Raw genomic sequence first — 22,862 nt, forward strand, 5'->3', positions numbered from 1 at the left:
GACGCGAGCCGACGACATGAGTCGACGAGATGAGCAGACGACGCGCGGATGCTCGAATTCCGCCCACTTTCCGACCGTGTTCGAGCACACCCGTAGCACAGTTCTCACGCGTGGCTGTCTACTTCGGTAACTCAGCGCATAGGTGTGGGGCCTGTCTGTCACCCTGGCCGCATGGACATGGCGGCCATACCGGCGCAGCGGGAGAGCGAGACCTACAACCGTGGGGCACACGGGCACGCCACCCTGCCCGGCAGTCCCCTCGCGCCCGGCTCGGCACGTGCGCTGCTGCGCGCCGCGTTCGCCGAGTGGGCCGACCTGGGGCTCGGCGACCCGAAGGGGTCCGCACGGCTGGCCGAGGACGCCCTGGCCGTCGTCAGCGAACTCGTCACGAACGCCGTCGTCCACGCCGGCACCGAGGTGGAGGTCGACTGGCGTCTGGAGGAGACCGGCGCGTTCGTCGTGGAGGTGCGCGACCACCACCCCACGCGCGCCCCGCGCGACCCCGCGGGCGGCGAGGCGCCGTACGACATCCCCGACCACGGTCGCGGCCTGCGCATGGTCGCCACGCTCGCCGAGTCCTGGGGCGTCACCTACCGCGCCGGTACCAAGACGGTGTGGGCGCGGCTGCCCGCAGGCGGCAAGGAGGACCCGGCCGGGCCCGCCCCCGAGCTCACCCTGGAGGCGGCCGAGGCCCTCGCCCCGCAGCCGCAGCGCCCCGGAGCCGACCGGGACTGGCTCGGCCGGGGAGCGCTGTCCTTCCTCGCCGAGGCCTCCGACCTGCTCGCCGGGCAGCTGGACGAGAGCCTGGTCACGGCCCTCACCGGCCAGCTGATCGTGCCCCGGCTGGCGGACTGGTGCGCGGTGTGGCTGGAGGACGAAGCGACCTTACGCGGCGGCGACGGCGGCGCCCCCGCACGCGTCTGGCACGCCAGCGAGAACCGCATCGAGGAGCTGTCCCGTGCCCTGGAGAAGGACCCGCCGTGCCCGCTGGACGGGCTCAGGTCCGGCCCGGAGACCTACCCCTGGCCCGGTGACGCGCTCGGCCCGCAGGGCGCCCACGGCACGGCGCTTGCGTACCGGCTGATCGCGGGCGGCCGCCCGCTGGGCACGCTGGTCATCGGACGCTGCGGGCTGGACCGCTTCCCCGACGAGGTAACCGGCCTGATCGAGGACCTCAGCCGCCGGGTGGCCCTCGCCGTCGGCGCGGCCCGCCAGTACGCCCGGCAGGTCACCATCAGCGCCGTCCTGCAGCGCGGCCTGCTGCCCGGCGCCGTCGCGCAGATCCCCGGGGTGAGCAGCGCGCTCGTCTACGAACCCTGCGACAAGGGCGGTCCCAGCGGAGACTTCTACGACCTGTTCCCGGCGGGCGACGGCCGCTGGTGCTTCGCCGTCGGCGACGTGCAGGGCAAGGGCCCCGAGGCGGCGGTCGTGATCGGACTGGCCCGCCCCTGGCTGCGTCTGCTCGCCCGGGAGGGCTACCGGGTCGCCGACGTTCTCGACCGCCTCAACCAGCTCCTCCTGGACGACGCCACTGAGGCCGCCGACGCGGCCGCCCGCGCGCTGGTCGCCGCCGGCGGCCGGCCCGTGTTCCCCGGGGACGGCCCGCAGACCCGCTTCCTTTCCCTCCTCTACGGCGAGCTGACCCCGCACGACGACGGCGTCCGCTGCACCCTCGCCTCCGCCGGACACCCCCTGCCGCTGCTCCTGCGCCCCGACGGCGAGGTGCGCACCGCCGCCCGGCCGCAGACCCTGCTCGGGGTGGTCGAGGACGAGACGTACACCAGCGAGACCGTCGACCTGCGGCCCGGCGACAGCCTGCTGTGCGTCACCGACGGGGTGACCGAGCGGCGCTCCGGTCCCCACCAGTTCGACGACGGGGACGGGCTCGCGCGGGCCCTGTCCGGCTGTGCGGGCCTGAGTGCCGAACTGATCGCGGAAAGGATCCGCTGCCTGGTGCACGACTTCGGCGGCGGCCTGCCCGAGGACGATCTGGCCCTGCTGGTCCTCCAGGCCGAGACCGGGTGACCGCTGCCGTACGGGACAATGGAGGACATGCCTTCTGCACTTCCCGACGGCGAGCCGGTCCCCGACGACGGCGCGCTGCCTGACTCCGCCCTCGCCGGGGCCGCCGACCGACCCCTCGGGTTCTACCTGCACGTCCCGTACTGCGCGACCCGCTGCGGCTACTGCGACTTCAACACGTACACCGCCACCGAGCTGCGCGGCACCGGTGGAGTGCTGGCGTCCCGGGACAACTACGCGGACACCCTGACCGACGAGATCCGCCTGGCCCGCAAGGTGCTCGGCGACGACCCGCGCGAGGTCCGTACGGTCTTCGTCGGCGGCGGTACGCCGACGCTGCTGGCCGCCGAGGACCTGGTGCGGATGCTGGGCGCGATCCGGGACGAGTTCGGTCTCGCGCCGGACGCGGAGATCACGACGGAGGCGAACCCGGAGTCGGTCGACCCGGCCTACCTCGCCAAGCTGCGGGAGGGCGGCTTCAACCGGATCTCGTTCGGCATGCAGAGCGCGAAGCAGCACGTACTGAAGATCCTCGACCGGACCCACACCCCGGGCCGCCCCGAGGCGTGCGTGGCGGAGGCGCGGGCGGCGGGCTTCGAGCACGTGAACCTGGACCTGATCTACGGCACTCCCGGCGAGTCGGACGACGACTGGCGGGCCTCTCTGGACGCGGCGATCGGCGCGGGTCCGGACCACGTCAGCGCGTACGCCCTGATCGTCGAGGAGGGCACGCAGCTCGCCCGCCGCATCCGCCGGGGTGAGGTCCCGATGACGGACGACGACGTCCACGCCGACCGCTACCTGATCGCCGAGGAGGCCCTGTCGGCCGCCGGTTTCGACTGGTACGAGGTCTCCAACTGGGCCACTTCGGAGGCGGCTCGCTGCCTGCACAACGAGCTGTACTGGCGGGGCGCGGACTGGTGGGGCGCGGGCCCGGGAGCCCACTCCCACGTGGGCGGGGTGCGGTGGTGGAACGTCAAGCATCCGGGGGCGTATGCGGCGGCACTGGCGTCGGGGCGGTCTCCGGGGGCCGGGCGCGAGGTGCTGCCGGAGGAGGACCGGCGGGTGGAGCGGATCCTGCTGGAGCTGCGGCTGCGGGAGGGCGCTCCGCTGTCGCTGCTGAAGGAGGAGGGGCTCGCGGCTTCGCGGCGGGCGCTGGCGGACGGGCTGCTGGAGGAGGGGCCGTACGACGAGGGGCGGGCCGTGCTCACGCTGCGGGGGCGGTTGCTGGCGGATGCGGTGGTGCGGGATCTGGTGGACTGATCACCCGGGCGAGCGAGAAGGTCAGGCCCCACCGCTACCCGTAACGAAGTCGATCAACTCCTCCACCCGCCCCAGCAACTCCGGCTCAAGATCCTTGTAGGACCGCACCCGCGACAGAATCCCCTGCCACGCCGCCCCTGTGTTCTCCGGCCACCCCAGCGCCCGGCACACGCCTGTCTTCCAGTCCTGACCGCGCGGCACCCGGGGCCAGCCGGGAATGCCCAGGGACGACGGTTTCACCGCCTCCCAGATGTCGATGTACGGGTGGCCGACGACCAACGCGTGCTCACTGGTCACCGACTCCGCGAGCCGCCACTCCTTCGTGCCCGGCACGAGGTGGTCCACGAGCACTCCCAGCCGCGCGTCCGGACCCGGTGCGAAGGAAGACACGATCGCCGGCAGGTCGTCCACGCCCTCCAGGTACTCCACGACCACGCCCTCGATGCGCAGGTCGTCGCCCCACACCTTCTCGACCAGCTCGGCGTCGTGCCGGCCCTCGACGTAGATGCGGCCGGCGCGGGCCACGCGCGCGCGTGCGCCGGGAACGGCCACCGAACCGGATGCCGTACGGGTGGGACGTACAGGCGCCGAGGACGATGCCCGTACCAGCGTCACCACCTGGCCCTCCCACAGGAAGCCGCGCGGCTCCAGCGGGAACACCCGGTGCTTGCCGAAGCGGTCCTCCAGCGTCACCGTGCCCGCCTCGCAGCGGATCACCGCGCCGCAGAAACCGGTGCCGGTCTCCTCGACCACCAGGCCGGGCTCCGCCGGGACCTCCGGCACCGGCTTGGGCTTCTTCCAGGGCGGGGTCAGGTCCGGGGAGTACTGGCGCATTCGGATGACGATAGGAGAAGCCGCCGGTCTGCACTCACGACACGCCGAAACGCGCTGCCAGCTCGTCGCGTTGCCGTCGTACGAACGCCGCGTCGACCACCGCGCCGTGACCGGGCACGTACAGCGCGTCCTCGCCGCCGAGGGCGAGCAGCCGGTCGAGCGCGTCCGGCCATCGCGACGGTACGGCGTCCGGGCCCGCCTGGGGCTCGCCGGACTCCTCGACCAGGTCGCCGCAGAAGACGATCTCCGCGGTGCCGGAGACCGAGCCGGGAACGAGGACCGCGAGATCGTGGGCCGTGTGACCGGGGCCCACGTTGGCCAGCAGCACCTGGCGGCCGCCGCCGAGGTCCAGCGTCCACTCGCCGGAGACCAGATGGAGGGGAGGGGCCAGGGCGGCCACCGCCTCGTCCGCGTCCGCCGTCGGCAGGCCGTGCGCGACCGCGTCCCGGCGCAGTTCCTCACGTTCGTACGCGAACACCGCGTCCATGCCGACCGCCGCGTACACCTCCGCCCCGGCGAACGCGGGCGCGCCGAAGACGTGGTCGAAGTGGGGATGGGTGAGCGCGAGATGGGTCACACGCCGGCCCGCCAGCCCTTGCGCCGCCTCCCGCACCCGCGCGCCCTCGGCCGGGCTCGACCCGGCGTCGACCACCAGGGCCGTACCCTCCCCGAGGACCAGGCCCGCGGTGCAGTCCCAGCCGGGCAGCCGGCACCGTCCGACCCCGGGGGCCAGCTGCTCCCAGCCCAGCTCTTCCCAAGTCACCGTCATACCGCGACGCTAGCGGTACGAGCCGGAACGGCTGGACCGACCTTGCCCAGTGAGTACCCCACGGCCGTACACTGGGCCGGGGAACGCTGGCACTCGGACACACAGAGTGCCAGGCGGACGACTCGAAGGGCCGAAGGGCCGAGGGGACCGACATGCTGGAGGTGAGCGCGGATGCTGAGTGAACGCAGGCTTCAGGTGCTGCGCGCCATCGTCCAGGACTACGTGGGGACCGAGGAGCCGGTGGGCTCGAAGGCCCTCACCGAGCGGCACAACCTCGGCGTCTCCCCGGCGACCGTACGCAACGACATGGCGGCCCTGGAGGACGAGGGGTTCATCGCGCAGCCGCACACCAGCGCCGGGCGCATCCCCACCGACAAGGGCTACCGGCTGTTCGTGGACAAGCTCGCGGGCGTCAAGCCGATGACCGCGCCCGAGCGCCGGGCGATCCAGAACTTCCTCGAGGGCGCCGTCGACCTGGACGACGTCGTGGCCCGTACGGTACGGCTGCTCGCGCAGCTGACCCGGCAGGTCGCCGTCGTGCAGTACCCGTCCCTGACCCGGTCCACCGTGCGGCACGTGGAGCTGCTCTCGCTCGCGCCCGCGCGCGTGATGCTCGTGCTGATCACGGACACCGGCCGGGTCGAGCAGCGGATGGTCGACTGCCCGGCGCCGTTCGGGGAGGCGTCCCTGGCGGACCTCAGGGCCCGGCTGAACAGCCGGGTCGCGGGCCGCCGGTTCACCGACGTACCACGGCTGGTCGAGGACCTGCCCGAGGCCTTCGAGGCCGAGGACCGCGGTACGGTCTCCACGGTGCTCTCCACTCTGCTGGAGACACTGGTCGAGGAGAACGAGGAGCGGCTGATGATCGGCGGCACCGCCAATCTGACCCGCTTCCCGCATGACTTTCCCCTCACGATCCGGCCCGTCCTGGAGGCGCTTGAGGAGCAGGTCGTGCTCCTCAAGCTGCTCGGCGAGGCGAAGGATCCGGGCGTGACCGTGCGTATCGGGCACGAGAACGCCTATGAGGGACTCAACTCCACCTCCGTCGTGTCGGTCGGCTACGGTTCGGGCGGCGAGGCGGTTGCCAAGCTCGGCGTGGTCGGACCGACCCGCATGGACTACCCGGGAACGATGGGAGCGGTACGCGCAGTGGCACGGTACGTCGGACAGATCCTGGCGGAGTCGTAAGTGGCCACGGACTACTACGCCGTTCTCGGCGTGCGCCGCGACGCGTCGCAGGATGAGATCAAGAAGGCGTTCCGTCGGCTCGCGCGCGAGCTGCACCCGGACGTCAACCCGGATCCGAAGACCCAGGAGCGGTTCAAGGAGATCAACGCCGCTTACGAGGTGTTGTCGGACCCGCAGAAGAAGCAGGTCTACGACCTCGGCGGCGACCCGCTCTCCCAGTCCGGCGGCGCCGGTGCGGGCGGCTTCGGGGCCGGCGGCTTCGGCAACTTCTCCGACATCATGGACGCGTTCTTCGGTACGGCGTCGCAGCGCGGCCCGCGCTCGCGCACCCGGCGCGGCCAGGACGCGATGATCCGCATCGAGGTCGAGCTGGACGAGGCGGCCTTCGGGACGACCAAGGACATCCAGGTCGACACGGCGGTCGTCTGCAACACCTGCAACGGTGAGGGCGCGGCCCCGGGCACGTCCGCCCAGACGTGTGACATGTGCCGCGGCCGCGGTGAGGTCTCCCAGGTGACCCGGTCCTTCCTGGGCCAGGTCATGACCTCCCGCCCCTGCCCCCAGTGCCAGGGCTTCGGCACGGTCGTGCCGACCCCGTGCCCGGAGTGCGCCGGCGACGGACGCGTCCGCTCCCGCCGCACGCTGACGGTCAAGATCCCGGCCGGTGTCGACAACGGCACCCGGATCCAGCTCGCCGGCGAGGGCGAGGTCGGCCCCGGCGGCGGTCCGGCCGGTGACCTGTACGTCGAGATCCACGAGCTGCCGCACCCGACCTTCCAGCGGCGCGGCGACGACCTGCACTGCACGGTCACGATCCCGATGACCGCGGCGGCCCTCGGCACCAAGGTGCCGCTGGAGACCCTGGACGGCATGGAGGAGGTCGACATCCGGCCCGGCACCCAGTCCGGCCAGTCGATCCCGCTGCACAACCGGGGCGTCACGCATCTGCGCGGCGGCGGCCGGGGTGACCTCATCGTGCACGTCGAGGTCATGACGCCGACCAAGCTCGACCCCGAGCAGGAGCGACTGCTGCGCGAGCTGGCGAAGCTGCGGGGCGAGGAGCGCCCGACGGGGCAGTTCCAGCCGGGGCAGCAGGGGTTGTTCTCGCGGTTGAAGGATGCCTTCAATGGGCGCTGACGTCGGCTGAGGTCGCGGCTGGGGGTCCGGGGGTCGGCCCCCGGGCAGGCACAGTCAGCCGGGGCAGCAAGGGTTGTTCTCGCGGTTGAAGGACGCTTTCAACGGGCGCTGAGGTCACTCGGAAGGGGTGCCTAGGCCCCCCTTATGCCCCTGGCCTATGCCGCGGGAAGCCCGGATTCGGACTTGTTCGGAGGACGTGACAACATGCCGTCATGTCCTCCGCACTGACCGATCTCTTCCCTCACCCGATCGTGCAGGCCCCCATGGCGGGTGGTGTCTCCGTCCCGCAGCTCGCCGCCGCCGTGTCCGAGGCGGGCGGTCTCGGGTTCCTCGCCGCCGGTTACAAGACCGCCGACGGCATGTACCAGGAGATCAAACAGCTGCGGGGGCTCACGACCCGGCCCTTCGGCGTGAACCTGTTCATGCCCCAGCCCGAGTATGCCGAGTCGGGTGCGGTGGAGGTCTACGCGCACCAGCTGGCCGGCGAGGCCGCCTGGTACGAGACCGAGCTGGGCGACCCCGACAGCGGCCGGGACGACGGCTACGACGCCAAGCTCGCCGTCCTCCTCGACAACCCGGTGCCGGTGGTCTCCTTCCACTTCGGTGTCCCGAGCCGGGACGTCCTCGACTCCCTCCGCCGTGCCGGGACCCGCACCCTGGTCACCGCCACCACCGCCGAGGAGGCCCTCGCGGTCGAGCGGGCCGGGGCGGACGCGGTGATCGCACAGGGCGTGGAGGCCGCCGGCCACCAGGGCACCCACCGGGACATCCCGGAGAACGACGGTTCCGGCATCGGCCTGCTCTCGCTGATCGCGCAGGTCAGCGAGGCCGTGAGCATCCCGGTCGTCGCCGCCGGCGGCATCATGCGCGGCAGCCAGATCGCCGCCGTCCTCGCGGCGGGCGCGTGCGCGGCCCAGCTGGGGACGGCGTTCCTCGCCACTCCCGAGTCCGGCGCGAACGCCCTGCACAAGCAGGCGCTGACCAACCCCCTGTTCGCCCGCACCGAGTTGACCCGCGCCTTCTCCGGCCGCCCGGCCCGCGGACTGGTCAACCGCTTCCTGCGCGAGCACGGCCCGTACGCCCCCGCCGCCTACCCCGAGATCCACCACCTGACCTCGCCGCTGCGCAAGGCCGCCGCCAAGGCCGGGGACGCGCAGGGCATGGCGCTGTGGGCGGGACAGGGGCACCGGATGGCCCGGGAGCTGCCCGCCGGGGAGCTGGTGGAGGTGCTGGCGGCCGAACTCGCCGCCGCTCGGACAGCGTTGTCGGCCGGAGGTGACGGGCGATGACGGCCCCGGTCTTCGTCGTGGACCGACTCGACCCCGTCGGGCCGGAGTTCGTGCTCGACGGCCCCGAGGGACGGCACGCCGTCTCCGTGAAGCGGCTGCGGCCGGGTGAGGACGTCGTCCTCACCGACGGGCACGGCCGCTGGGCCGAGGGCGTGGTCAAGGCGGCCGAGGGCAAGGACCGCCTGGTGGTCATGGACCTGGAGTCCGTCCACGAGGAACCCGAGGCGTCCCCCCGTATCACCGTCGTCCAGGCCCTCCCGAAGGGCGACCGGGGCGAGCTCGCCGTCGAGACGATGACCGAGGTCGGCGTCGACGCCGTCGTGCCGTGGCAGGCGTCCCGCTGCATCACGCAGTGGAAGGGCGACCGCGGCCTGAAGGCGCTCGGCAAGTGGCGGGCCACCGCCCGGGAGGCCGGCAAACAGTCCCGCCGGGTCCGCTTCCCCGAGGTCGCGGACGCGGCAACGACCAAGCAGGTTGCCTCACTTCTGGCCGCGGCGGACTTCGCGGCCGTACTCCACGAGAGCGGCGAGCAGCGGCTCGCCACCGCCGAACTCCCCACCGAGGGTGAGATCGTGCTCGTCGTCGGCCCCGAAGGCGGCGTCTCCCCCGAGGAGCTGGCGCTCTTCGCGGAGGCGGGCGCGGGGCCCTACGTGCTCGGCCCCACCGTGCTGCGTACATCCACCGCCGGCACCGCCGCCGCGGCCCTCCTCCTGGGCCGCACCGGCCGCTGGTCCTGACCCACCTGGGGGAACAGATGGAACTCGCCCAGATACGGCTCCTCGTCACCGACTTCTCCGCCTGCTACCGCTTCTACGCCGAAGTGCTCGGCCTCAAGCCGCAGTCGGGCGCGATCGAGGGTCCGTACGAGAAGTTCAGCCCGCACGCCGGCTCCGCCGGGATCGCACTGCAGGACCGGTCGATGATGGCCGAGATCCTCGGCGAGCTGGGCGAGGCGGCCACCGGCCACCGCTCCCTGGTCGTCCTGCGCGTCGACGACCTCGACGCCTACTGCGAGCAGATCACCTCCCGCGGCGCCACCCTGATCCACGGCCCGGCCCTCCTGAGCGACCGCATGCGCGCGGCCCACCTCAAGGACCCCGAGGGAAACCTGGTGGAACTCCAGGAGTGGCTCCTGCTGCGCGGCTGAGGTCCGTGACCGGGCGGCGACCCGCCGCTGCGGGTCATCCGATGGTGGCGTAACCGAACTGACGAGTGGCCGTATGCGGCCTTCCGCCGCGCCCGGGCCGGTGGCACGCTGCCCTCCATGGGGGTATTGAGGCGGATTCGGCGCCGGCCGCGACCCGCGCGCGTGCTGGGCGTGGCAGGGCTCGCGGCGGTGACCGTGGGTGTGGTGACGGCGTGCCAGCCGGGTGATCTCAGCTCGGCGACGGTCGCGTACACCACCGACAGGACCGCGACCGCCGAACTCGGCCGGCAGCACGTCGATGTCAACTGGCTGACCTGTACCGGGAGCTACGGCAAGGCCGGCTACACGCCCGGGAAGACCCCCTCGCCGTCGGAGACCACCGTCGTCTCCGTCGACTGCCAGGGGGAGACCAGGGACGGGCGGAAGATCACCGTCACCGGGAAGGTGACCAAGGCCGTCGACGGGGCCTGCGTCCGCGGGGACCTGACGGCCAGGGTCGCGGGCAGGCAGGTGTTCCACGTCGGCGGGCTCGGCGACTGCGACGCCACGCCGAAGCCGCCGTACACCCCGCCCGCCACCTACCGGCCCCCGGGCGGGCAGCCCACCGTCACGGTCACCGTCACCCGGACGCTGTGGTGCAAGGGCGACCCGACCTGCTGGCCGGTGCAGGGCAAGTGATCGGAACCGGGGGCGGACCCGCTGCCCGCTGCGTAAGGTGACGGGGTGACTCAGGGCGCTTCGACGGGATCCTCAGGCTACCTCCGATTTCCCCATATCCACGGTGACTTGGTGACCTTCGTCGCCGAGGACGACGTATGGCTGGCACCTCTGGACGGCGGGCGCGCCTGGCGGGTCAGCGCCGACAACGTGCCGGTGAACCACCCCCGCATCTCGCCCGACGGCACGACCGTCGCCTGGACCTCCACCCGGGACGGCGCCCCCGAGGTGCACATCGCCCCCGTCGACGGCGGCCCCGGCAGGCGGCTGACGCACTGGGGGAGCTGGAAGACCCAGGTGTGCGGCTGGACCCCGGACGGCGAGGTCCTCGCCCTCAGCACCCAGGGCCAGGCGAGCCTGCGCCGCAGCTGGGCGCGCGCCGTCCCGCTGGACGGCGGACCCGCCGCCACGCTGCCGTACGGGCCGGTCGGCGCCGTCGCCCACGGCCCGCACACCGTGCTGCTGTCCGCCCCGATGGGCCGCGAGGCCGCCTGGTGGAAGCGCTACCGGGGCGGCACGGCGGGCAAGTTGTGGATCGACCGGGAGGGCAGCGGCGATTTCGTCCGGCTGCACGAGGAGCTGGACGGCAACCTCGAGTACCCGCTGTGGGCGGGGATGCGGGTCCCCCCGCTCGAGCGAAGCCGAGAGTGGGGAAGGATCGCGTTCCTGTCCGACCACGAGGGCACCGGCGCCCTCTACTCCTCCCTCGCCGACGGGACGGACCTGCGGCGCCACACACCGCTCGACGGCTTCTACGCCCGGCATGCCGCCACCGACGGAAGCCGGGTCGTCTACTCCAGCGCGGGTGAACTCTGGCTGCTCGACGACCTCGACGAAGCCGCGCCGCGCCGCCTGGACGTCCGGCTCGGCGGCGCGCGCGTGGACCTCCAGCCCTTCCCGGTGAAGGCCTCGCGCTGGTTCGGGTCCGCCGTCCCCGACCACACCGCGCGCGGCAGCGCGGTCGCCGTGCGCGGCGCCGTCCACTGGGTCACCCACCGCTCCGGCCCGGCCCGCGCGCTCGCCGCCCAGTCCGGCGTACGGGCCCGGCTGCCGCGCACCTTCCGTACGGAGGGCGAGGAGTGGGTGGCGTGGGTGACGGACGCCGAGGGCGAGGACGCCCTGGAGTTCGCGCCCGCCACCGGCGTCGCCCCCGGCGCGATCCCGCGCCGGATCGCCGCCGGGCAGCTCGGCCGCGTCCTGGAACTCGCCATGGCCCCCGACGGCAGCAGGGCCGCCGTCGCCTCGCACGACGGACGGCTGCTGCTGGTCGAGTGCGAGAGCGGCGAGGTCCGCGAGGTGGACCGCAGCGAGTACGGCGACGTCAGCGACCTCGCCTTCTCACCCGACTCGGGCTGGCTCGCCTGGTCCCACCCCGGCCCGAGCCCGCTCGCCCAGCTCCGCATCGCCCGCACCGCCGACCTGTCCGTCACCGAGGCGACCCCGCTGCGCTTCCGGGACTACGCGCCCGCCTTCACCCTCGACGGCAAACACCTCGCCTTCCTCTCCAGCCGCTCCTTCGACCCGGTCTACGACGAGCACGTCTTCGACCTGGCCTTCGTGGAGGGCGTCCGGCCGCACCTGATCACCCTCGCCGCGACCACGCCGTCCCCGTTCGGGCCGCAGCGGCACGGCCGGCCCTTCGGGACGCCCGACAAGGAGGAGACGCCCGACAGCGAGGGCACCCCGGCGACCCGGATCGACCTCGACGGCCTCGTCGACCGCATCGTGCCCTTCCCGGTCGAGGCCGCCCGCTACACCAACCTGCGCGCCGCCAAGGACGGCGTGCTGTGGCTGCGCCACCCGGTGCGCGGAGTCCTCGGCGCCACCCGTGCCACCCCTGACGCGCCCGACCCGAAGAGCGAGCTGGAGCGGTACGACCTCGTCCAGCAGCGCCTGGAGCATCTGGCCGCCGACGCCGACGACTTCGAGGTCAGCGGGGACGGCAGGCGGGTGCTGCTGCGGACCGTCGGCCGGCTCAAGGTCGTACCCGCCGACCGGCGCGGCTCCGACGACGAGGACGGCGACTCGGCCATCACCGTCGACCTGAGCCGGATCGGGCAGACCGTCGACCCGGTCGCCGAATGGCGGCAGATGTACGACGAGACCGGCCGCATCATGCGGGACAACTTCTGGCGGCCCGACATGAACGGCGTCGACTGGGACGGCGTCCTCGCCCGCTACCGGCCCGTCCTCGACCGCCTCGCCACCCACGACGACCTGGTGGACCTCCTGTGGGAGGTGCAGGGCGAACTCGGCACCTCGCACGCCTACGTCACCCCGCGCGGCGCCTTCGGCAACGGCGCCCGGCAGGGCCTGCTCGGTGCCGACATCTCCCGTCACAAGGACGGCGGCTGGCGCATCGACCGCATCCTGCCCTCGGAGACCTCCGACCCGGCCGCCCGCTCCCCGCTCGCCGCGCCCGGTGTCGCCGTGCGCCCCGGGGACGCGATCGTCGCGGTCGGCGGACATCCCGTCGACCCCGTGACCGGCCCCGGCCCGCTGCTGGTCGGCACGGCCGGAAAGCCCGTCGAGCTGACCGTGTCGCCCGCCGGCGGGGGCGAGCCCCGGCACGCGGTCGTGGTCCCGCTCGCGGACGAGGAGCCACTGCGCTACCACGCCTGGGTCGCCGACCGCCGGGCCCACGTCCACGAGACGTCCGGCGGCCGCCTCGGCTACCTCCACGTACCGGACATGCAGGCGCCCGGCTGGGCCCAGATCCACCGTGACCTGCGCGTCGAGGTGGCCCGCGAGGGCCTCGTCGTGGACGTGCGGGAGAACCGCGGCGGCCACACCTCCCAACTCGTCGTGGAGAAGCTGTCCCGGCGGATCGTCGGCTGGGACATGCCGCGCGGCATGCGGCCCGAGAGCTACCCGAGGGACGCACCGCGCGGTCCCGTCGTCGCCGTCGCCAACGAGTTCTCCGGCTCGGACGGCGACATCGTCAACGGGGCGATCCGCGCCCTCGGTATCGGCCCGGTCGTCGGCACCCGCACCTGGGGCGGCGTCATCGGTATCGACAGCCGCTACCGCCTGGTCGACGGCACCCTGATCACGCAGCCGAAGTACGCGTTCTGGCTGGAGGGGGTCGGCTGGGGCGTGGAGAACCACGGCGTGGACCCGGATGTGGAGGTGGTCCAGCGCCCGCAGGACTGGGCCGAGGGCAGGGACCCACAGCTGGACGAGGCGATCAGGCTGGCGCTCGAGGCCCTGGAGACGGCGCCTGCGAAGACACCGCCCGGCCTGCCCGGCTAGAGGCGCGGGGGACCGGGCGACCGGCCCACACGGCGCCGCAGCCGAGCGACTACGATGCCCACCGTACTGATCACCAGCGTGAGGAGGCACACGCGATGGCGGGAGAACCGCAGGACGACTGCCTGTTCTGCAAGATCGTCGCAGGCCACATCCCGGCAACGGTCGTCCGCGAGACCGAGACCACCGTGGCCTTCCGCGACATAAACCCCCAGGCGCCCACCCATGTCCTGGTGATCCCCAAGGCCCACTACAAGAACGTCGCCGAGCTGGCCGCGGCCGCGCCCGCGCTCGCCGCCGACGTGCTCGCCGAGACGCAGGCCGTAGCCGACGAGGACAAGTTGGAGAGCTACCGCATCGTCTTCAACACCGGCAGCGGCGCCGGCCAGACCGTCTGGCACGCCCACGCGCACGTGCTCGGCGGCCGCGGCATGGAATGGCCCCCCGGATAAGTCGCCATGTCCGTCCGTGAATTGGTGGTCCTCGGCACCGCCAGCCAGGTCCCGACCCGGCACCGCAACCACAACGGCTACCTGCTGCGCTGGGACGGCGAGGGCATCCTGTTCGACCCCGGCGAGGGCACGCAGCGGCAGATGCTGCGTGCCGGGGTCGCCGCCCACGACCTGAACCGGATCTGCGTCACGCACTTCCACGGAGACCACTCCCTCGGCCTCGCCGGAGTCATCCAGCGCATCAACCTCGACCAGGTGCCGCACGAGGTCACCGCGCACTACCCGCGCTCCGGGCAGCGCTTCTTCGACCGACTGCGGTACGCCACCGCCTACCGGGAGACCGTCCACCTCACCGAGGCACCGGTCGCCGCCGACGGCACCCTCGCGGTCACCCCGTCGTACACCCTGGAAGCCCGCAGGCTGTCCCACCCCGTCGAGTCCTACGGCTACCGGCTGATCGAACCCGACGGGCGCCGCATGCTGCCCGAACGGCTCGCCGCGCACGGGATCAACGGACCGGACGTCGGCCTGATCCAGCGCGAGGGACGGCTCGGGGACGTGACCCTGGACGAGGTCAGCGAGGTGCGCCGCGGGCAGCGGTTCGCGTTCGTCATGGACACCCGGCTGTGTGACGGGGTGCATGCGCTCGCCGAGGGCTGCGACCTGCTCGTCATCGAGTCCACCTTCCTCGACGAGGACGTCGCACTCGCCGAGGACCACGGTCATCTGACGGCCGGACAGGCGGCGGCAGCGGCACGGGACGCCGGGGTGCGGCACCTCGTCCTCACCCACTTCAGCCAGCGTTACTCCGACCCCGAGGAGTTCGAGCGGCAGGCGCGCGCCGCCGGGTTCGAGGGAGAGCTGACCGTCGCGCACGATCTCCTGCGAGTGCCGGTTCCGAAGCGCAGATAAAACACGCATACGATGCTTTGATGGCTCTCCCCAAAGCAGAACTGCACCTCCACATCGAAGGCACCCTGGAGCCCGAGCTGGCCTTCGCGCTGGCCGCCCGCAACGGTGTCGAGCTGCCCTACGCCGACACCGACGAGCTGCGCAAGGCGTACCAGTTCGAGGACCTCCAGTCCTTCCTGAACCTGTACTACGAGCTGATGGCCGTCCTGCGCACCGAGCGGGACTTCGAGGACCTGGCCGACGCCTACCTCGCCCGCGCCGCCGCGCAGGGCGTGCGGCACGCGGAGATCTTCTTCGACCCGCAGGCCCACATCGCGCGGGGCGTGCCGATGAGCACGGTGGTCGAGGGGCTGTGGCGGGCACTCGGCCGCAGCGAGGACAACCACGGCGTCTCCACGAGGCTCATCCTGTGCTTCCTGCGCGACGAGTCCGCCGACTCGGCCCTGGAGACGCTGGAGGCGGCGAGGCCCTACCTGGACCGGATCACCGGCATCGGCCTCGACTCGGCCGAGGTCGGACACCCGCCGGTGAAGTTCCGTGAGGTGTACGAGGCCGCCGCCGCGCTCGGACTGCGCCGCGTGGCGCACGCGGGGGAGGAGGGGCCGCCCGCGTACATCACCGAGGCACTGGACGTCCTCGGCGTGGAACGGATCGACCACGGCCTGCGCTGCATGGAGGACCCGGCGCTGGTCGAACGCATGGTCCGGGACCGCATCCCGTTGACCCTGTGCCCGCTGTCCAACGTCCGGCTGCGGGCCGTCGACGTCCTGCCGGAGCACCCGCTGCGCGCGATGATCGACGCCGGCCTGCTGTGCACGGTCAACTCCGACGACCCTGCCTACTTCGGCGGCTACGTCGCGGACAACTACCACGCCGTGCGCGACGCCCTCGGGCTGACCAAGGAGCAGATGCGCGAGCTGGCCCGCAACTCCTTCCTCGCCTCCTTCCTGGAGGACGACGAGGAGCGGCGGGCGCGCTACCTGGCCGAGGTGGAGGCGTACGAGTTCGCGTAGGCGGTGTCGTACGCGTTCTGGGCGGGCACGGCGGGCGTCTCCATCGCGACCTCCACGACCGGCAGGGGCCGCCTGCCCGCCCGCAGCGCCACCACCGCTAGGGGTACCGCCACCCCCAGCAGCCCCACCGCCAGGACCTCGCCCATGACCGGGAACCCCGCCCAGGCCGCCAGCGCGCTCCCGGTCAGCGGGCCTGCCGCCGTGCCCAGTGACGACGCCGAGCCGACCAGTACCGCCCAGCGGCCGCGCGGGTCCAGGGAGGCGGCCAGGCCGATGACGTACGACAGCACGACCGGGTAGAGCAGGTTCCAGGCGATCTCGCCCGCCGCGAAGGCCGGCAGGTCGGTCGCCGAGGCGCTGAGCGCGATGCAGCCCGCGATGAGGGCCGTACCCGCGCCGATCGGCAACGCCCGGCCCAGCCGCGGCCCGAGCGCCCCCGCGCCCACGACCCCGACCAGCCCGGCGCCGAGCGCGAGCGCGAACACCGCGCCGACGGTGACCTCGGTGAGATGCGCCTGGCCGAGTCCGATGCGGCCGCTGACGCCCCACAGCGAGTTCTGCGCGAGGGACCAGCACATCATGGCCGCGGCCAGCACCAGACCGGCGCGGAGGCGGGGGAGCCGGCCGCGCTCGACGGGTGTTCCCCCGCGTGAGCGTGCTCGAGCGTGGGGGAGGGCGCGGGCCGGTGCCGTACGGCCGGGCAGGCGGCCGGTGAGCGGCCACACCGCGAGGGCCGTCAGCGCGATCGCGGCGAGCGGTTGTCCGTGGCCGGGGCCGAGGTGCGGGATCGTCAGATAGAGGGCGCCCGCGAGGGCGGAGACGCCGAGCAGGCCGAGCGTGGTGACCCGGTGCGGGTCTCTCTGGGCCGCGATACCGCCGGCGGCGACCGCCGTGACCGTACCGGACCCGAACCCGCCGACGAGCGCACCCGCGACGACGGCCGGTACGAACCCGGTGAGTGCGGCCCCGCCGTAGCCGAGGACGGCGAGCATGAGCCCGAGCCGGGCGAGGGTGCGCGCGCCGATCCGTTCGATGCGGGAGGCCAGCAGGAAGCCCGCGGCCGCCGAACTCAGCAGCAGCGCGCTGCCGGTGGCCCCGGCCTGGGTCGCGGAGAGCGGAAGCCCGGCGTCGAGCCGGCCGACGGTGGTCGGCAGCAGGTACGGGGCGAGATACCCGGCCGTGAAAAGGGCGACGAGGGGCCAGGGCATGGAGCGGGGGGCGAACACGGGCGTTCCCAGGGCAGGCGAAAGGAGCGGCTCAGAAAGGGGGAGGGGCGACGGCCGTCGACGGACGGGAACGCGCGAGCAAGTTGTATCAAGCAGGCGGTTCGAGAAGAAGGTTGGGAGGTGTGATCCGCGTCATCTTTGGTTTGCGGGTTGCCGGTGGGGGTAACCGCATCCGCTATAGTTGATCACGTCGCGGTCGCCGGAATTCCCGGTGCCGGACAGTGCGTTGGTGGTCCAAGGAAAGACGCCCCGCTTCCTGCGGGGAGATGCAGGTGCAAGGCCTGCCCAGCGCTCCGACAGAGCCCCATCCCGCCGTGTGCGGGGTGGGGCTCTTTGCTGTTTCCTCATTGACTGCCGCTCATCCATGTATCTAGCCTCTGTTCTCATACGTAGACGGCATTCACGAGAGGAGATGATCTGGTGGGTGGCGACCCGAGTCCGCAGGACGTGACGCGGCGGCTGCGGGAGGGCATGGCGCACGGCGTGCTGTCCTTCCCGCTCACCGCCTTCCACGACGACGGCTCACTCGACCCCGACGGCCTGCGTGCCCATGTCGCCGCCCGGCTCGCCGCCGGGCCCGGCGCCCTCTTCCCGGCCTGCGGCACCGGCGAGTTCTTCTCGCTGGACGAGGAGGAGTACCGGCAGGTCGTGACCGTCGCCGTCGAGGAGGCGGGCGGGCAGGTGCCCGTGGTGGCCGGGACCGGGTACGGCTGGGCGCAGGCCGCCCGGTTCGCGCGGATCGCCGAGGAGGCCGGCGCCGACGCCCTGCTCGTGCTGCCGCACTACCTCGTCGCCGCCCCGCAGGAGGGCCTCGCCGCCCAGCTGGAGCAGCTCGCCGCCCGCACCCGGCTGCCGATCGTCGCCTACCAGCGCGGCCAGGTCGCCTATACGGTGGCCTCGGTACGGCGCATCGCGCGCATCCCGAACGTCATCGGCCTCAAGGACGGCCACAGTGACCTCGACCGGCTCCAGCGCCTCACCCTCGCCGCCCCCGGGGACTTCCTCTTCTTCAACGGTGCCGCCACCGCCGAGATCCAGGCCCGCGCCTACGCCACCGTCGGCGTCCCCGCCTACTCCTCCGCCGTGCACGCCTTCGCCCCCGAGATCGCGGACGCCTTCTTCACCGCCCTGCAGAGCGGCGACCACGGCACGACCGAGAAACTGCTGCGCGACTTCTACGTCCCCTTCGTCGAACTGCGTGACCGCACACCCGGATACGCGGTGTCCCTGGTGAAGGCGGCGGCCCGGCTGCGCGGCGAACGGGTCGGCCCCGTCCGCGCCCCGCTGACCGACCCCTCGCCCGCCGACCTCGCCGACCTGAAGGCCCTCCTCACCGCCGGACTCGCCCTCGTAGGAGCCTCCCTGTGACCCGTGACCTGACCATCGCCGAGGTACGGCTCACGCCGATCCTGGTCGCCGACGCGCCGCTGCTCAACGTCCAGGGCGTGCACCAGCCGTACACCCCCCGGCTGATCGTGGAGGTCGTGACGGCCGACGGGATCACCGGCCTCGGGGAGACGTACGGCGACACCAAGTACCTGGAGCTGGCCCGCCCTCTCGCCGAGCACCTCACCGGACGCTCGGTCATGGATGTGAACAGTCTGTTCTCTCTGGACCTCGCCGTCGACGAGAGCCGGGTCAGGGGCACCGTGGACGCCGGCGGGCTGCGAGGCGTGCAGAGCGCCGACAAGCTGCGGCTGTCCGTGCTCTCCGCCTTCGAGGTGGCCTGCCTGGACGCCCAGGGCCGGGCGCTCGGGCTGCCCGTGCACGCACTGCTCGGCGGCAAGCTGCGGGACGCGGTCGAGTACAGCGCCTACCTCTTCTACAAGTGGGCCGGCCACCCGGAGGGCGTCGCGGCCGAGCCGGACGACTGGGGCGCCGCCCTGGACCCGGCCGGAGTCGTCGCCCAGGCACGCCGGTTCAAGGAGCGCTACGGCTTCACCTCCTTCAAGCTCAAGGGCGGTGTCTTCCCGCCCGACGAGGAGATCGCGGCCGTAAGGGCCCTCGCCGAGGCCTTCCCCGGGCACCCGCTGCGGCTCGACCCCAACGGCGCCTGGTCCGTCGCGACCTCGCTGAAGGTGGCGAAGGAGCTCGGGGACGTCCTCGAGTACCTGGAGGACCCGACGCTGGGTACCCCGGCGATGGCAGAGGTGTCCGCCGAATTGAGAGGGGCGGCGCGAAGCACCTCGGACAAGGGTGGTGGTGGGCGACGGGCGGGCGTTCCGCTCGCCACCAACATGTGCGTGACCACCTTCGGTGAGATCAAGGAGGCGTTCACCAGGGACGCCGTCCAGGTGGTCCTCTCCGACCACCACTACTGGGGCGGGCTGCGCAACACCCGGCACCTCGCCGCGATCTGCGACGTCTTCGGGGTCGGCGTGTCCATGCACTCCAACACCCACCTCGGCATCAGCCTCGCCGCGATGACCCACGTGGCCTCCACCGTCCCGGGCCTCCACCACGCCTGCGACTCCCACTACCCCTGGCAGTCCGAGGACGTCCTCACCGAGCGGCTCACCTTCAGCGGCGGCACGGTCGTCGTGTCCGACGCGCCCGGTCTCGGCGTGGAGCTGGACCGGGACGAACTGGCCCGGCTGCACCGGCGGTGGGCCGAGGACGACGGCACGATGCGCGAGCGCGACGACGCCGCGGCGATGCGGGTGGCCGAGCCCGGCTGGCGGACGCCGGTGATGCCCCGCTGGTGACCGCGTGCCGGTGCGACGGGGGCCGTGCCCCGGGTGGGATGTGGTGCACACTGGCCAGATCCGCATCAGCTCAGGGAGCGCACCGTGACCCCGTCCCGCACGATCGCCGGAGAGGAACCCGAGCACCTCACCCGGGCAGCGCGCTGCCAGGCCCAGGTCGACCCGCTGGCCGCCCTGCGGGCCGCGGACGGTCCGCCCTGGGACGTGTATCTCACGGGCACGGTCTTCCTGGACATCGTCTTCACCGGCCTGGACTCGGCGCCCGTGCGCGGCACCGAGTCCTGGGCCCGCGGGATGGGCTCCAGCCCGGGCGGGGTCGCCAACATGGCCACCGCGCTCGCCCGGCTCGGTCTGCGGACGTCCCTCGCGGCGGCCTTCGGGGACGACCACTACGGCGAGTACTGCTGGGACGCGCTGGAACAGGGGGAGGGCATCGACCTCACGACCTCGCGGACGGTGCCCGGCTGGCACTCGCCGGTGACCGTCTCCATGGCCTACGAGGGCGAGCGGACCATGGTGTCCCACGGCCACGAGCCGCCGCCGGAGGAGCCCGCGCCGGACTGCCCGCCCCGCGCGCGTGCGGCCGTCGCCTCGCTCACCCCTGGCACGCGAGCCCCCTGGATCGCCGAGGCCGCCCGCGCGGGCACCCGGATCTTCGCGGATGTCGGCTGGGACGACACCGGGGCCTGGGACCTGGCCGGCCTCACCGACCTCGGGCACTGCGAGGCGTTCCTGCCCAACGCCGAGGAGGCGATGCGGTACACCGGCTCGCACTGCCCGCGTCTTGCCGCGCATGCGCTGACCGAGTACGTGCCGGTGGCCGTGGTGACCCTGGGGGCGGAGGGGGCCTACGCAGTGGACCGGCGCACGGGGGAGGCCGCCGAGGTGCCCGCGATCGCCGTGGAGGCGCTGGATCCGACCGGGGCCGGGGACGTGTTCGTCGCCGGTTTCGTCACGGGGTCCCTGGCAGGGTGGCCGCTGGCCGACCGGCTCGCCTTCGCGGGGCTCACCGCGGCGCTGTCCGTCCAGGAGTTCGGCGGGTCGCTGTCGGCGCCGGGGTGGTCCGAGATCGGGGCGTGGTGGCGTCGCGTCCAGTCGGTGGAGGGGCAGGATCCGGCGGCGCTGCGGCGGTACGCGTTCCTGGACCGACTCGTGCCGGAGGAACTGGACCGGCCGTGGCCGCTCAGGCGGGCCGTACCGACGATCGGCTTCCGGCGGTCGGCCTGACGGGCAGAGGCTCCTGTGAAAAGCCCTACGGCCTTGTCAGTGCACCGTCGTACTCTGGACAGTGCGAGGCCGCCCTCAGCTACGCGGCCGTGACGAGGAGGAACCGCAGGCCTACAGCGCCGGCCCATGACTCAGACACCCACAGCTCACACCCCCGCGCAGGAGCAGGCGAGAGCACAGCTCACCGTCCCCGCCCAGCACCCCATGGTGACCGTACTGGGTTCCGGCGACTCCCTCCTGCGCGTGATCGAGAAGGCCTTCCCGGCAGCCGACATACATGTCCGGGGCAATGAGATCAGCGCGGTCGGCGACCCCGCGGACGTCGCCCTCATTGCGCGCGTGTTCGACGAGATGATGCTGGTGCTCCGCACCGGGCAGCCGATGACGGAGGACGCAGTGGAACGCTCGATCGCCATGCTCAAGGCGAGCGAGAACGGGACGAGCGACGGCCCGGAGACCCCGGCCCAGGTGCTGACGCAGAACATCCTGTCCTCGCGGGGCCGCACGATCCGCCCCAAGACGCTCAACCAGAAGCGGTACGTCGACGCGATCGACAAGCACACGATCGTCTTCGGTATCGGTCCCGCCGGTACGGGCAAGACCTACCTGGCCATGGCCAAGGCCGTACAGGCCCTGCAGTCCAAGCAGGTCAACCGGATCATCCTGACCCGTCCCGCGGTCGAGGCCGGCGAGCGCCTCGGCTTCCTGCCGGGCACGCTCTACGAGAAGATCGACCCCTACCTGCGCCCGCTGTACGACGCGCTGCACGACATGCTCGACCCGGACTCGATCCCGCGGCTGATGGCGGCCGGGACGATCGAGGTCGCACCGCTCGCCTACATGCGCGGCCGTACGCTCAACGACGCCTTCATCATCCTGGACGAGGCCCAGAACACCAGCCCCGAACAGATGAAGATGTTCCTCACCCGTCTCGGCTTCGACTCGAAGATCGTGATCACCGGTGACGTGACGCAGGTCGACCTGCCGAACGGCACCAAGTCCGGTCTGCGGCAGGTGCAGGAGATCCTGGAGGGCGTCGAGGACGTCCACTTCTCCCGGCTGTCGTCCCAGGATGTCGTACGGCACAGGCTGGTGGGCCGTATCGTCGACGCGTACGAGCAGTACGACAGCGAGCACGGCACCGAGAACGGCACCCACAAGGGCGGCCGGGGCCGGTCCGGGCACAAGGGGAAGTAGAGACACGGCACCACCATGTCGATCGACGTCAACAACGAGTCCGGCACCGAGGTCGACGAGCAGGCGATCCTCGACATCGCCCGCTACGCGCTCGCGCGGATGCGCATCCACCCGCTCTCCGAGCTCTCGGTGATCGTCGTGGACGACGACGCCATGGAGCAGCTGCACATCCAGTGGATGGACCTGCCGGGGCCCACCGATGTCATGTCCTTCCCGATGGACGAGCTGCGTCCGCCGTCCAAGGACGACGAGGAGCCCCCGCAGGGGCTGCTCGGCGACATCGTGCTGTGCCCCGAGGTCGCCAAGAAGCAGGGCGAGGAAGCGCCCACGCAGCATTCCATGGACGAGGAGCTCCAACTGCTCACCGTCCATGGGGTACTGCACCTTCTCGGGTACGACCACGAGGAGCCCGACGAGAAGGCCGAGATGTTCGGCCTCCAGGCCGCCATCGTGGACGGGTGGCGGGGCGAGCGGGGACTGACCGGGCCGTCCCCGGCGCCGACGGTCTCGTAAGA

General features: G+C 72.5%; 20 protein-coding genes. 17 read left to right on the forward strand and 3 right to left on the reverse strand.

The genetic code is table 11. From position 1 onward, the window contains the following. The first annotated feature begins 177 nt into the window (after positions 1-177). Positions 178-2,025 carry a SpoIIE family protein phosphatase gene (locus ABZ471_RS25605; protein WP_359069347.1) on the forward strand — a complete coding sequence of 616 codons (1,848 nt, stop codon included), beginning with the start codon at positions 178-180 and terminating at the stop codon, positions 2,023-2,025. Between the two features lie 27 nt (positions 2,026-2,052). After that, entirely contained in the window at positions 2,053-3,285 is a 1,233-nt protein-coding gene (hemW, locus tag ABZ471_RS25610) for a radical SAM family heme chaperone HemW (protein WP_359069274.1), read from the forward strand. A 21-nt stretch (positions 3,286-3,306) separates the two neighbouring features. Here the strand turns inward: hemW and ABZ471_RS25615 are convergent, their stop codons facing one another. After that, a complete protein-coding gene (locus ABZ471_RS25615; protein WP_359069276.1) occupies positions 3,307-4,119 on the reverse strand; it encodes a DUF3097 domain-containing protein in 813 nt (270 codons plus the stop codon). A gap of 34 nt (positions 4,120-4,153) precedes the next feature. After that, positions 4,154-4,888, reverse strand: coding sequence for an MBL fold metallo-hydrolase (locus ABZ471_RS25620; protein ID WP_359069278.1), 735 nt, complete (start codon positions 4,886-4,888; stop codon positions 4,154-4,156). 171 nt (positions 4,889-5,059) lie between these two features. Between ABZ471_RS25620 and hrcA the strand changes: the two genes are divergently transcribed. From hrcA to ABZ471_RS25670, 10 genes are all read left to right on the forward strand, one after another. Next, positions 5,060-6,076 (forward strand): heat-inducible transcriptional repressor HrcA, encoded by a 1,017-nt coding sequence (hrcA, locus tag ABZ471_RS25625; protein WP_359069280.1) that lies wholly within the window; start codon positions 5,060-5,062, stop codon positions 6,074-6,076. Beyond that, entirely contained in the window at positions 6,077-7,213 is a 1,137-nt protein-coding gene (gene dnaJ / locus ABZ471_RS25630) for a molecular chaperone DnaJ (RefSeq protein ID WP_359069282.1), read from the forward strand. A gap of 212 nt (positions 7,214-7,425) precedes the next feature. Next, positions 7,426-8,502: a nitronate monooxygenase gene (locus ABZ471_RS25635; protein ID WP_359069284.1), complete on the forward strand. Its 1,077-nt coding sequence runs from the start codon at positions 7,426-7,428 to the stop codon at positions 8,500-8,502. Further along, positions 8,499-9,239 (forward strand): 16S rRNA (uracil(1498)-N(3))-methyltransferase, encoded by a 741-nt coding sequence (locus tag ABZ471_RS25640; RefSeq protein ID WP_359069285.1) that lies wholly within the window; start codon positions 8,499-8,501, stop codon positions 9,237-9,239. Before ABZ471_RS25635 ends, ABZ471_RS25640 begins: the two co-directional genes overlap by 4 nt. Positions 9,240-9,256: 17 nt before the next feature. Then, positions 9,257-9,649: a VOC family protein gene (locus tag ABZ471_RS25645; protein ID WP_359069287.1), complete on the forward strand. Its 393-nt coding sequence runs from the start codon at positions 9,257-9,259 to the stop codon at positions 9,647-9,649. A gap of 117 nt (positions 9,650-9,766) precedes the next feature. Next, positions 9,767-10,327 carry a hypothetical protein gene (locus ABZ471_RS25650; protein WP_359069289.1) on the forward strand — a complete coding sequence of 187 codons (561 nt, stop codon included), beginning with the start codon at positions 9,767-9,769 and terminating at the stop codon, positions 10,325-10,327. A gap of 108 nt (positions 10,328-10,435) precedes the next feature. Next, positions 10,436-13,618, forward strand: a complete 3,183-nt coding sequence (locus ABZ471_RS25655) for a PDZ domain-containing protein (RefSeq protein WP_359069290.1) — start codon at positions 10,436-10,438, stop codon at positions 13,616-13,618. A 95-nt stretch (positions 13,619-13,713) separates the two neighbouring features. Continuing rightward, entirely contained in the window at positions 13,714-14,067 is a 354-nt protein-coding gene (locus tag ABZ471_RS25660) for an HIT domain-containing protein (RefSeq protein WP_359069292.1), read from the forward strand. 6 nt (positions 14,068-14,073) lie between these two features. Beyond that, positions 14,074-14,979: a ribonuclease Z gene (locus ABZ471_RS25665; protein ID WP_359069293.1), complete on the forward strand. Its 906-nt coding sequence runs from the start codon at positions 14,074-14,076 to the stop codon at positions 14,977-14,979. A gap of 20 nt (positions 14,980-14,999) precedes the next feature. Next, positions 15,000-15,992 (forward strand): adenosine deaminase, encoded by a 993-nt coding sequence (locus tag ABZ471_RS25670; protein WP_359069295.1) that lies wholly within the window; start codon positions 15,000-15,002, stop codon positions 15,990-15,992. Here the strand turns inward: ABZ471_RS25670 and ABZ471_RS25675 are convergent. After that, positions 15,956-17,218 carry an MFS transporter gene (locus tag ABZ471_RS25675; RefSeq protein ID WP_359069296.1) on the reverse strand — a complete coding sequence of 421 codons (1,263 nt, stop codon included), beginning with the start codon at positions 17,216-17,218 and terminating at the stop codon, positions 15,956-15,958. The genes ABZ471_RS25670 and ABZ471_RS25675 overlap by 37 nt on opposite strands. A gap of 471 nt (positions 17,219-17,689) precedes the next feature. Here ABZ471_RS25675 and ABZ471_RS25680 point away from each other — a divergent pair, with 471 nt between their 5' ends. The 5 genes from ABZ471_RS25680 (at position 17,690) to ybeY (ending at position 22,860) form a co-directional block, all read left to right on the forward strand. Further along, complete coding sequence (locus ABZ471_RS25680) at positions 17,690-18,586, forward strand: 5-dehydro-4-deoxyglucarate dehydratase (protein ID WP_359069349.1); 897 nt, start codon at positions 17,690-17,692, stop codon at positions 18,584-18,586. Next, positions 18,583-19,923 (forward strand): glucarate dehydratase family protein, encoded by a 1,341-nt coding sequence (locus tag ABZ471_RS25685; RefSeq protein WP_359069298.1) that lies wholly within the window; start codon positions 18,583-18,585, stop codon positions 19,921-19,923. The genes ABZ471_RS25680 and ABZ471_RS25685 overlap by 4 nt, the downstream gene beginning before the upstream one ends. Before the next feature lie 102 nt (positions 19,924-20,025). Beyond that, positions 20,026-21,150 (forward strand): PfkB family carbohydrate kinase, encoded by a 1,125-nt coding sequence (locus ABZ471_RS25690; protein WP_359069351.1) that lies wholly within the window; start codon positions 20,026-20,028, stop codon positions 21,148-21,150. A 126-nt stretch (positions 21,151-21,276) separates the two neighbouring features. Then, positions 21,277-22,347, forward strand: coding sequence for a PhoH family protein (locus ABZ471_RS25695; RefSeq protein WP_359069300.1), 1,071 nt, complete (start codon positions 21,277-21,279; stop codon positions 22,345-22,347). A 15-nt stretch (positions 22,348-22,362) separates the two neighbouring features. Then, positions 22,363-22,860, forward strand: a complete 498-nt coding sequence (gene ybeY, locus ABZ471_RS25700) for an rRNA maturation RNase YbeY (RefSeq protein ID WP_359069302.1) — start codon at positions 22,363-22,365, stop codon at positions 22,858-22,860. Positions 22,861-22,862 lie beyond the last annotated feature (2 nt).

The sequence above is a fragment of the Streptomyces sp. NPDC005728 genome (assembly GCF_040630895.1).
Taxonomy (GTDB): Bacteria; Actinomycetota; Actinomycetes; order Streptomycetales; family Streptomycetaceae; genus Streptomyces.

Excerpts from the sequence above, each read along its gene's own strand:
- ABZ471_RS25605 (WP_359069347.1), top strand. The coding sequence starts at position 178 with ATGGCGGCCATACCGGCGCAGCGGGAGAGCGAGACCTACAACCGTGGG.
- hemW (WP_359069274.1), top strand. The coding sequence starts at position 2,053 with ATGCCTTCTGCACTTCCCGACGGCGAGCCGGTCCCCGACGACGGCGCG.
- ABZ471_RS25615 (WP_359069276.1), bottom strand. The coding sequence starts at position 4,119 with ATGCGCCAGTACTCCCCGGACCTGACCCCGCCCTGGAAGAAGCCCAAG.
- ABZ471_RS25620 (WP_359069278.1), bottom strand. The coding sequence starts at position 4,888 with ATGACGGTGACTTGGGAAGAGCTGGGCTGGGAGCAGCTGGCCCCCGGG.
- hrcA (WP_359069280.1), top strand. The coding sequence starts at position 5,060 with ATGCTGAGTGAACGCAGGCTTCAGGTGCTGCGCGCCATCGTCCAGGAC.
- ABZ471_RS25635 (WP_359069284.1), top strand. The coding sequence starts at position 7,426 with ATGTCCTCCGCACTGACCGATCTCTTCCCTCACCCGATCGTGCAGGCC.
- ABZ471_RS25640 (WP_359069285.1), top strand. The coding sequence starts at position 8,499 with ATGACGGCCCCGGTCTTCGTCGTGGACCGACTCGACCCCGTCGGGCCG.
- ABZ471_RS25645 (WP_359069287.1), top strand. The coding sequence starts at position 9,257 with ATGGAACTCGCCCAGATACGGCTCCTCGTCACCGACTTCTCCGCCTGC.
- ABZ471_RS25650 (WP_359069289.1), top strand. The coding sequence starts at position 9,767 with ATGGGGGTATTGAGGCGGATTCGGCGCCGGCCGCGACCCGCGCGCGTG.
- ABZ471_RS25660 (WP_359069292.1), top strand. The coding sequence starts at position 13,714 with ATGGCGGGAGAACCGCAGGACGACTGCCTGTTCTGCAAGATCGTCGCA.
- ABZ471_RS25665 (WP_359069293.1), top strand. The coding sequence starts at position 14,074 with ATGTCCGTCCGTGAATTGGTGGTCCTCGGCACCGCCAGCCAGGTCCCG.
- ABZ471_RS25670 (WP_359069295.1), top strand. The coding sequence starts at position 15,000 with ATGGCTCTCCCCAAAGCAGAACTGCACCTCCACATCGAAGGCACCCTG.
- ABZ471_RS25680 (WP_359069349.1), top strand. The coding sequence starts at position 17,690 with ATGGCGCACGGCGTGCTGTCCTTCCCGCTCACCGCCTTCCACGACGAC.
- ABZ471_RS25695 (WP_359069300.1), top strand. The coding sequence starts at position 21,277 with ATGACTCAGACACCCACAGCTCACACCCCCGCGCAGGAGCAGGCGAGA.
- ybeY (WP_359069302.1), top strand. The coding sequence starts at position 22,363 with ATGTCGATCGACGTCAACAACGAGTCCGGCACCGAGGTCGACGAGCAG.